This window comes from Streptacidiphilus anmyonensis (assembly GCF_000787855.1).
In the GTDB taxonomy this organism is placed as follows: Bacteria; Actinomycetota; Actinomycetes; order Streptomycetales; family Streptomycetaceae; genus Streptacidiphilus; species Streptacidiphilus anmyonensis.
Map to the genome: position 1 here is coordinate 32409 of NZ_BBPQ01000073.1, position 9459 is coordinate 41867.

The window sequence follows — 9459 nt, forward strand, 5'->3', positions numbered from 1 at the left end:
GTGCAGACCACACGCCTCAGCGCGGCGCAGCTCCCGCCGCACGCGCCGTCGACGTCGCCGCCGGGCAAGAACGCCGCCCATGCCGCCCCGACCGACTCCTGCACCCCCGCGGACTTCGGCAGCCGCAGCGGCGCCGCCCTGGTGTCCTTCGTCGAGTCCTCGACGACCGACTGCGTCAACACGCTCTTCGGGACCACCGGCCCGGACGCGGGCGCGGTCTTCCGCGAGAGCCAGATGACGTCCATAGCCGACGCGTTCACGGCGGAGGCGGGCTCGTACACCGGCGACGACTCCACCGGCATCTGGCAGCTCGTGCTCTTCCTCCGCGCCGGCTACTACGTGCAGTACAACGACAGCGCCGACGTGGGCGACTACGACGCCGCCCTCACCTCGGCGGTCGCCGACGGCATCGACGCCTTCACCGCCTCCCCGCACTTCGCCGACGTCAGCGACGCCAACGGCGAGGTCGCGGGCGACGTCGTGATCCTGACCGACAGCGCCGACCTCCAGGCCCGCTACCTCGGCCTCTACCAGCGGGTGCTGGACGGCTACAGCGAGGCCTACGACTCCTCCTGGTACATGGTGAACTTCGTCAACGACGTCTTCACCCCGCTGTACCGGGGCCACCAGTTCCCGGACTTCGTCGCCGCCGTCACCGCCGACCCGTCCGTCGTCGACACACTCGACGCCTTCGCGCTGCACCACACCGACCTGCTGGGCACCGCCAACACGTTCCTCGACGCCAACGCCGGCGTGGAGACGGCGCGCTTCGTCCAGCACGGGGCGCTCCAGAGCACGGTGCGGCCGCTGATCAAGGGGCTGCTCGACGCCTCCTCGATCACCGGGCCGACCGCGCCGCTCTGGGTGGGCGTGGCCTCGCTCGCCGACAGCGAGGACCAGGCGCAGTGCGGCTACTACGGCGTCTGCGACCTGACACAGCAGCTGACCGCGGCCGCGCTGCCGATCAGCCACACCTGCGACGCCACCCACGCGATCAAGGCCCAGGCGCTCACCGCGTCCGACCTGGCCGCGGTCTGCGCCAGCCTGCGCGGCGAGGACCCGTTCGTGCAGAAGCTGGTGCAGCGGAGCCATCCGCTGCCCGGGCAGCACGAGAACACGGTGACGTTCGTCGTGTTCGCCAGCCCCGCCGACTACCAGACCTACGCGGGCGCGATCTTCGGCGTCGACACCGACAACGGCGGCATCACCCTGACCGGCGACCCGACCGACCCGAAGAACCAGCCGATGTCGATCGTCTACCAGCAGCCAACGGACAACGGCTTCACGGCCCGGGTCTGGAACCTCAACCACGAGTACACCCACGACCTCGACGGCCGTTACGACATGCTCGGCGACTTCACCGCCGAGACGACCGTGCCGGACGTGTGGTGGATCGAGGGCGTGGCCGAGTACGTCTCCTACACCTACCGGGGCGTCACCGACACCGAGGCGGTCGCCGAGGCGGCGAAGCACACCTACGCGCTGAGCACGCTGTTCCAGAACACTTACGAGAACAGCGACGTGACCCGCACCTATCCGTGGGGCTACCTCGCCGTCCGGTACATGATCGAGAACCACCCCTCGGTCGTCCAGCAGATGCTGGTGCGCTTCCGGGTCGGCGACTACCAGGGCGGCTACGCGGTCTACAACGGGCTCGGCACGCGCTACGACGCCGACTTCGACCGGTGGCTCGACGCCTGTACGGCGGGCGCCTGCGTCGGCGCCGGCTCGCCCACGGCCGCGTTCCACACGACCACGAGCGGCCTGACGCTGCGCCCGGCCGACCGGTCCAGCGCCGTCGGCAAGGCCCGGATCACCTCCTGGGCCTGGGACTTCGGCGACGGCACGCACTCGGCCGCGTCCGCCCCGACCAAGACGTACACCGCCCCGGGCAGCTACCTGGTCACCCTGACGGTGACCGACAGCAACGGCCGCACCTCGACGGCCTCCCAGCGGGTCACCGTCACCGCCCCGCGCTGCACCGCGGCGGATCCGCGCCAGCTGGGCCGCGGCTGCTCCCGCACCGGGGAGTCGGCCCGCGCCGGCGGCCTGGTCCGACTGCGCGTGTACCTCCCGGCCGGACGGACCACCCTGACCGTCGGCACCTCCGGCGGCAGCGGCACGGCCTACCTCTACTACGACCCGACGAGCTGGGCGAGCAACCTGCTGCACACCGCGGCCTCCACCCGGCCGGGAACCGCCCAGACCCTCACCGTCACCAGCACGAGCGCCGGTTGGCGCTACGTCAGCCTCTACGGGAAGACCGCCTTCAGCGGCGTCACCGTGACGACGCAGTACTGAGCGAGCCACCCCGCCACGGCGCCGCCGCCGGAAGGACGCTCAGCGTCCTTCCAGCGGCGGCAGTGGCAGCAGCGGCGGCAGCAGCGGCGGCGCGGGCGGGTCCGGGACGGATCAGCTGTTGCTCAGCCTCTCGGCCTGGTACATCCCGCAGGCCGAGGTCTGGAAGTAGCCGGCGGAGACCCAGTACCCCGCCGGGATCGGCGAGTCCGCGCAGGCGGTGATGCCGTTGTAGACCACGGCGAGGCTGCCGCCCAGGTACTGGCCGCAGCTGTTGACCGCGTAGTTGCCGGTGATCACGTAGTTGGCCGGGATCGGGGAGTTGCCGCAGAACTGCATGCCGTTGTAGGCGGCGGTGAGGTTGGCGGCCTGGTAGATGCCGCAGGCGCTGAGCGTGTAGTCGGACGTGATCACGTAGTTGGCGGGGATCGGGGAGTTGCCGCAGATCTGGATCCCGCTGGACACCGTCTTGATCACTTCGCTGTAGAACTGCGCGCAGGGACCGGTCGGACCCTCCGAGGTGATCACGTAGTTGCCGGGGATCGCCCCGTTGCCGTTGCCGCACACGGTGATGCCGCTGTAGGGCGTGCTGAGGGTGCCGCCCTGGTAGCTCCCGCAGTTGTTGGTCGTGTAGTTCGCGGTGAGCACGTAGCCGCTCGGGATCGGCGAGTTGTCGCAGATCGCGATCCCGTTGTGCGGGAGCTGGATGGTCTCGGTGAGGTAGCCGCCGGTACAGGCCGAGGTGAGCGACTCCGAGGTGATCACGTATCCAGTCGGCACCGCCTGGCTCCCGCACACGGTCGCCGCCTGCGCGGCGCCGCCGAACCACACGACGCCGCCCGCCACCAGCGCCAGCACGGCGAACAGGCGGCCGAGCCATATTCCTGCGAACTTCATGCGTCCCCACTTCCTCGTCGTCCCGGTCCGGCGGACCGGCCTTGACCAGCCGTCATGGCGCTGCGATCACGGCCGCGCGGCTCGGCACCCACAGTGCGGGCGAGGCGGTGCGGCAGCCAACAGCCACCGGGCACGGACAAACAATCGTGAAAAATCCGCGCCCCCGGCCGCGCCCCGGCCGCGCCGTCAGCCGGGCCGTCAGCCGGCCGGATCAGGGCTGCTGCTCACCCAACCCTGGTTGGCGTCCACCGTCGCCAGGGGAGCGACGGAGGTGCCCCCGGCGGTGCCGAAGGAGACACAGAGCGGACTCGTGGTGTCGACCACCACCAACGGGTTGCGCGCGCTGGTGTCGAGCTTGGAGAAGAGCAGCACGGTGCCGCCGACCGCCTGCGCCGGGTCGCCGGGGTGGACGGCCACCGGCTGCCGCCACGACCAGGGGCCCCAGGTGATGGTGGTCGGCACCTCGGCGGTGCCCGCGCCGGGGGAGGCGAGTTGGACGTAGACCTGTCCGGCGTACGCCTGGGCGTACTGGTACACCCAGTGGGTCCGCGCCTGGCAACCGGAGCCCCCGGCCGGCCACGGCGCGGGGGAGGGGGCGGGGACCAGCACGACCGAGGGCATCGGATGCGCCACGGTCACCGCCGCCGCGCCGCGGGCGGAGTGTCCGGGCAGCAGGGCCCCGACGGGCACCCCGACGGCCAGCCCCAGCGCCAGGGCGACCACGGTCCGCAGTCGGCCGCTCCAGGGCGGCATCCGACGCCGCGGCACGTCCGACGGTGCCGCCGTCAGCGCCGCCAGCGCCGTCGGCGAGGCGTGCCCTGGCGCGGGAGTCTCCGCCGCCGGGTCGGCTGTCTCCCGCCTGCCGGGCGGCGCGTCCCACCTCCGCGCGACGACGGCCTGCGCGGCCTGCGCGGCCTGTGCCGCCTGCGTGGCCTCCCAGCGCTCCCGCCACGCGGTCGTGTCGGTCTCCCCGCACGCGTGCACGAACGCCTCGACGGTCGCCCAGGTCGGGAACTCGACGCCGCCGGCCGCCTCGGACAGCGCGGAGATGGAGCGATGAGCCCTGCGGCTCATCGTGGCGAAGGTGGGGTTCCCCGCGGCCTCGCGGGTGGCCCGCAACTGCGCGGCGAACGCGGCCACCGGCCCGCTGGAGATGTCCAAGTCGCGCTGCTTGCGGCCCATTCCTGCTCTCTTCGGTCGAACTCCGGCCTCCGCAACGTACTTTGGCACGCGCAACCGACACGTGACGCGCTCTTGCCACGTTGTCGATCGTGCACCGAGGATGTCGATGTCATGGGCGAACTCAACGAACTGCGTGGACTTCTGGACCGGACCGAGGGGCTGCGTCTGGACGGTGCGGCGTATGTCGCCGACTTCGAGGAGAGGTTCTGGCGGATCGGTCCGGACGGCTTCTGGAAGCTGGAGTGCCTCCAGAGCTACGACGAGACCGGGTTCCCAAGTTGGGAGGCGTTCCGCCGGGGCGACTGGGCGGAGGCCCTGAGGCTGGTGGAGCAGTCCCGCCCCGAGATCGAGCGGCAGTCGGCCGCGCTCGCCGCCGCCGGGATCCGTCACCACCGGGCACGGGTCGTGGTGGAGCCGGTCAGCCCGTACGTGCAGTGGGAGCTGCACGTCCTGCGGGCCAAGGACCAGCGCGGGGAGCACGTCGCCGTGCTGACCGTCGATCGGGCCGCCGCCCTCGTCGGCGCGGGCCCGCTGCCCGATCTCGTGGTGCTCGGCGACGAGGCCGTCTACGAGGTCCACTACACCGCGGCGGGCGTCCCCGACGGCGCCACCCGCTACCGCGAGGACGAAGTCATCCGCCGCGCCCGTGACTTCGTCCGGCTGCTGCACCGGGCGGGGGAGGGGCTGGCGGCCTACTTCCCCCGCGAGATCGCGGGACTGGGGGCGCCACGACCGTAGTGGCGCCCTCCGGCCGCGAGCCCGGGGGCTACTGGGCCGGGGCGAAGCCCAGGGGGTTGTCCGGGAGGCCGTTCATGGCCGCGGCCATGGTGTCGTGCCAGATCGGGCCGGCGGTGAGGTAGCCGTAGGCCGGGTCGTAGCTGTTGCCGCCGATGTCCACGCCGTTGAGGGACTGGAGGGGGTAGTTGGGGTTGGTGACCACGGTGGCGTCGGAGAGCTCGGCGGTGTAGCCGGCGAACCAGGCCTGCGCCTCGCTGTTGGTGGTGCCGGTCTTGCCCGCGTCCGAGTAGGGGATCGCGTCCTGGGCGCCGGTGCCCTGGTCCGAGACGACCGAGTGGAGCAGGGTGTTGACCTGCTGGGCCACGCTCTGCGGGAGCACCTGCTGGCAGTTGCCCGACGGCACCGGCAGGTTCTTCCCCTGCGCGTCGGTGATGGAGGTGACGGCGGTCGGGTCGCAGTAGACGCCGTTGGCGGCGAAGGCCGCGTACGCGTTGGCGATCTGCAGCGGGGTGAGGTCGTTGACGCCGAGGGTCAGCGACTGCGCCTGGGCGATCGGCTTCAGGGCGGTGCCGGACGAGTCCACCACGCCCTGACTGCCCAGCCCGAGCTTCTGCGCCATGTGCACCACGTTGCAGAGACCGGCCTGGGCCTCCAGCGGGACGAAGTAGGTGTTCACCGAGTCGGCCATGGCCTTGACCATGGTGATCTTGCCGTAGGGCACGGTGGTGTCGTTCTGGTCGCCGCCGACGGCCGGGTGGACCACGCCGTTGCAGTCGGTCATCGCCGGGTAGTCCGCGACGGCGGGGGAGTCGATCTCGTAGTTGAGCGGGTAGCCCTCCAAGAGGGCGGTGGCCGCGGTGACCGCCTTGAAGACCGAGCCGGTCTGGAAGCCCTCGCCGCCGCCGTGCAGGCCGTCGACGTTGTAGTTGATCTCCGTCTCGTCGTTGCCGGTGCCGAAGGGGCGGCTCTGCGCCATCGCGAGGATCTGGCCGGTGCCGGGCTGCACGATGCTGGAGACCGCGACGGCCTTGTCGTCGGCGTAGATGTGGTTGTGCATGGCCTGCTCTTCCGCGGACTGGTCCTGCGGGTTGAGCGTGGTGTTGATCCGCAGCCCGCCCTGGTCGAACAGGGCCTGCCGGGCCTGCGGCGTCGCGCCGAAGACGGGGTCGTCCAGCAGCACGTGCTCGACGTAGTTGCAGAAGAACTCGTCGCCGGGCTTGGCGGTGATGCAGCCGGTCTTCGGGACGGTGATCTTCAGCCCGAGCGGTTCCGCCTTGGCCTGGGCGGCCTGCGCCTTGCTGACGGTGCCGTAGGTGGCCATCGCGTCCAGCACCTCGTTGCGGCGGGTCAGCGCGGCCCCCGGGTTCTGCACCGGGTCGTAGGCCGAGGGTGACTGGACCAGGCCGGCCAGCAGGGCGGCCTCGGGCAGGGTCAGCTGGCTCGCGTGCTTGCTGAAGTACAGCTGCGAGGCGGCCTCGACGCCGTAGGCGCCGCCGCCGAAGTAGGTGATGTTCAGGTAGTTGTCCAGGATCTGCTGCTTGCTGAGCTTCTGCTCCAGCGCGATCGCGTACTTGAGCTCCTGGATCTTGCGCCCGAGGGTCTGCCGGGTCGCCTCGGCGACGGCGGCCGCGCTGTCGCCGGCCTCCTCGATGAAAACGTTCTTGACGTACTGCTGCGTCAGCGTCGAGCCGCCCTGGGAGACGCCGCCGCTGGTGCCGTCCTTGAGCAGGGCGCGCAGGGTGCCCTGGAGGTCGATGGCGCCGTGCTGGTAGAAGCGGTGGTCCTCGATGTCGACCAGGGCGTTCTGCATCACCGGCGCGATCCTGCCGAGCGGCACCACCGTGCGGTCGCGCGAGTAGACCGTGGCGATCACGCCTCCGTCGGCGTCGTAGATCTTCGACGCCTGCGAGAGCGTCGGCACGACCAGGTCGCCGGGGAGGTTGTTGAAGCTGTCGGCCGCGCCCTTGACCCCGAGGCCCACTCCGCCGACGGCCGGGAGGGCGAGGGCCGCGACGACCGCGCCCGCCAACGCGCTGGCGCCGACCAGCCGGACGGCGAGGAGGAGCTTGTGCCCGGGACGCCGGGACTGTTGCTGCGGGGATATGCCGGGATTCTTCGGACGCTCTGGTGCCACGGAACAAACCTACGCACCAAGATCGGCCGATCGGTTCGTACAGCGTCACAACTGTGCGACAAGCCGCTGTGTGCCAGCTGTAACCGGCCCCGCGCGGCTCGCCCTGCGCCGAAGGGGTGATCCGTGCCTGAAATGCCGTCATGCCTGGTGGGGCCAGGGGGTGTGCGCGGGTCGGCGACGTACGATGCTGCCGCGGAATTATGGACATTTTACGACGTATCGGTCACAGGCTGTTGTCAGAATCGGCAGAATCGGCGGTGTGCATGAAACCGAAGTTCCGTACTAGTCGGCTGCGGCCCTGGGCCGTTGCCTGTGTGGCGCTGGTGACGGCGGCCAGCGTCGCCGCCACCGCTCCCACGGCGCTGGCGAGCGGGTCCCCGGGCGCGGCCGGGGCCGGGCACGGCTATCCGCTCCCGCCCGGCGTCGAGGCGATCATGCACAAGCCGGGCTACGAGACGGCGCAGTGGGGCGTGTACGAGGTCGACCCCTCGGACGGCACGGTGATCCACTCGCAGTTCGCGCGCCAGTCCTTCGTCCCCGGCTCGGACACCAAGCTCGTCACCATCTCGGCCGCCTGGCACAGCCTGGGCCCCGACCACCGCTTCACCACCCCCGTCTACGCGACGGGCTCGCGCCGCGGCTCGACCCTGGACGGGAACCTGGCGCTGGTGGCGCAGGGCGACCTGACGATGGGCGGCCGGACCAAGCCCGACGGCTCGGTCGACTACACGAACGTCGACCACACCTCCGCCAACGACCTGCCCGGGGCCACCCTCACCCCGGAGAACCCGCTGGCGGGGCTGAACCGGATCGCCCGTCAGGTGCGCGACGCGGGCATCACCCGGGTCGACGGCAACGTGATCATCGACCCCAGGATCTTCACGCCCCCGGCGCTGGACCCGCAGCCCACGCCGATGATCATCAACGACAACCTGATCGACCTGCTCACCACCCCGACCAAGCCGGGGCACGCGGCCAAGCTGTTCTGGCGTCCGCAGGTCGCGCCGTACCGCGTCGTCTCCCACGTGAGGACGGTCGCGGCCGACGGCACGACGAACATCACCGTCACCGCCTCCCCGGACGGCACCAGGATCACCCTGTCCGGGACCATCGCCGCCGGGACGCAGCCGGTCCTGCGCACCTCCGACATCAAGGACCCCAACGCCTTCGGCCGCACCGCGCTGATCGAGGCGCTCGGCCGCGCGGGCGTCACCGTCACCGCCAAGCCGACCGGCCGCAACCCGGAGCGCGCGCTGCCCGACTCCTACGGCGGCGATCCGCGGGTGGCCGCGTTCGTCTCCCCGCCCTACCGCCAGTACGCGAAGCTCATCCTCAAAGTCAGCCACAACCTCGGCGCCAACCTGGCGCTGTGCAACATGGCGGTGCTGGCGGGCAGCAAGGACTGCATCGGCGGCGGGTTTGCGGTCGAGCACGACTTCCTGACCAACGTGGCGCACGTCGACCCGACCCAGTTCGCGCTCGACGACGGGCGCGGCGGCGACGCGACCGAGAAGGCCACCCCGGTCGGCCTCGCCCAGATCCTCGAGTACTGGCTGCGCACCCCCGACGCGACCGCGTTCCGCTTCTCCCTGCCCATCCTGGGGGTCAACGGCTCGAACGCGATCTCCTGCCCGGACTGCCCGGCCAAGGGGAAGGTCTTCGCCAAGCCGGGAACCGTCATCGGCGTCGACGACCTGAACGGGCGGGCCGCGGTGGCCGACCAGAGCCAGGCGGGCTACCTGCTCACCAACGACGGCCACCTGGTCGTCTTCGTGGTGCTGGTCAACTCCGCGACCGCCCCGGACCTCCAGGGCGTCATCCGCGTCTTCGACGACACCAACCAGATCTCCGCCCTGTTGCAGGAGGAGGCGTCGGCGCACCTGTGAGCGCACCGACGCCGGGCGTCCGTCAGTTGATCCGGTGGTCGAGGCTCACGACCGCACGGGCGTGAGCCAGGCCGCCGGTGTAGTCCGGGCCGTCCTGGACGGCCCGGGCGATGCCGATCGCGGCGCCGACGGCGAGCACGGCCAGCGCGACCACCGCGACCGGACGGCGCATCTTCGCGAAGTGCTTCATGATCCCCCCTGGTGAAAAGTCCCCACGGACTCAGCACCAGTGTTCCCCGCGAGGCCGGGCGGAAGAAACAGCTCCGCTCGGCCTCGCGGCGGTGTCAGCCCTGGCGGGGACCCCGCTGGCGCGGCGTGTTGCGC

General features: G+C 71.3%; 7 protein-coding genes. 3 read left to right on the forward strand and 4 right to left on the reverse strand.

The window, feature by feature from the left end; genetic code table 11:
- Positions 1–2301: collagenase (locus TR50_RS35835; protein ID WP_052441732.1), on the forward strand; the 2301-nt coding region annotated here is incomplete at its 5' end.
- A 111-nt stretch (positions 2302–2412) separates the two neighbouring features.
- Here the strand turns inward: TR50_RS35835 and TR50_RS35840 are convergent.
- Together TR50_RS35840 and TR50_RS43280 are read right to left on the reverse strand one after the other, a co-directional pair.
- Complete coding sequence (locus TR50_RS35840; RefSeq protein WP_042432145.1) at positions 2413–3195, reverse strand: hypothetical protein; 783 nt, start codon at positions 3193–3195, stop codon at positions 2413–2415.
- 198 nt (positions 3196–3393) lie between these two features.
- Positions 3394–4377, reverse strand: coding sequence for a helix-turn-helix domain-containing protein (locus TR50_RS43280; protein WP_052441733.1), 984 nt, complete (start codon positions 4375–4377; stop codon positions 3394–3396).
- A 111-nt stretch (positions 4378–4488) separates the two neighbouring features.
- Between TR50_RS43280 and TR50_RS47300 the strand changes: the two genes are divergently transcribed.
- Positions 4489–5115 (forward strand): DUF6879 family protein, encoded by a 627-nt coding sequence (locus tag TR50_RS47300; RefSeq protein ID WP_042432148.1) that lies wholly within the window; start codon positions 4489–4491, stop codon positions 5113–5115.
- A 28-nt stretch (positions 5116–5143) separates the two neighbouring features.
- On the opposite strand, the gene TR50_RS35855 is transcribed toward TR50_RS47300, so the two are convergent.
- Positions 5144–7249: a transglycosylase domain-containing protein gene (locus TR50_RS35855; protein ID WP_052441734.1), complete on the reverse strand. Its 2106-nt coding sequence runs from the start codon at positions 7247–7249 to the stop codon at positions 5144–5146.
- A gap of 263 nt (positions 7250–7512) precedes the next feature.
- On the opposite strand from TR50_RS35855, the gene dacB reads away from it, so the two are divergent.
- Positions 7513–9135: a D-alanyl-D-alanine carboxypeptidase/D-alanyl-D-alanine endopeptidase gene (dacB, locus tag TR50_RS35860; protein ID WP_084701567.1), complete on the forward strand. Its 1623-nt coding sequence runs from the start codon at positions 7513–7515 to the stop codon at positions 9133–9135.
- Between the two features lie 22 nt (positions 9136–9157).
- Here the strand turns inward: dacB and TR50_RS47305 are convergent, their stop codons facing one another.
- On the reverse strand, positions 9158–9325 hold the full coding sequence (locus tag TR50_RS47305; RefSeq protein ID WP_160311244.1) for a hypothetical protein: 168 nt from the start codon (positions 9323–9325) through the stop codon (positions 9158–9160).
- Between the last annotated feature and the right edge of the window lie 134 nt (positions 9326–9459).

What these genes read in the sequence shown, in the direction of transcription:
- TR50_RS35840 (WP_042432145.1), bottom strand. Translation starts at nt 3,195, where the DNA reads ATGAAGTTCGCAGGAATATGGCTCGGCCGCCTGTTCGCCGTGCTGGCG.
- TR50_RS43280 (WP_052441733.1), bottom strand. Translation starts at nt 4,377, where the DNA reads ATGGGCCGCAAGCAGCGCGACTTGGACATCTCCAGCGGGCCGGTGGCC.
- TR50_RS47300 (WP_042432148.1), top strand. Translation starts at nt 4,489, where the DNA reads ATGGGCGAACTCAACGAACTGCGTGGACTTCTGGACCGGACCGAGGGG.
- dacB (WP_084701567.1), top strand. Translation starts at nt 7,513, where the DNA reads ATGAAACCGAAGTTCCGTACTAGTCGGCTGCGGCCCTGGGCCGTTGCC.
- TR50_RS47305 (WP_160311244.1), bottom strand. Translation starts at nt 9,325, where the DNA reads ATGAAGCACTTCGCGAAGATGCGCCGTCCGGTCGCGGTGGTCGCGCTG.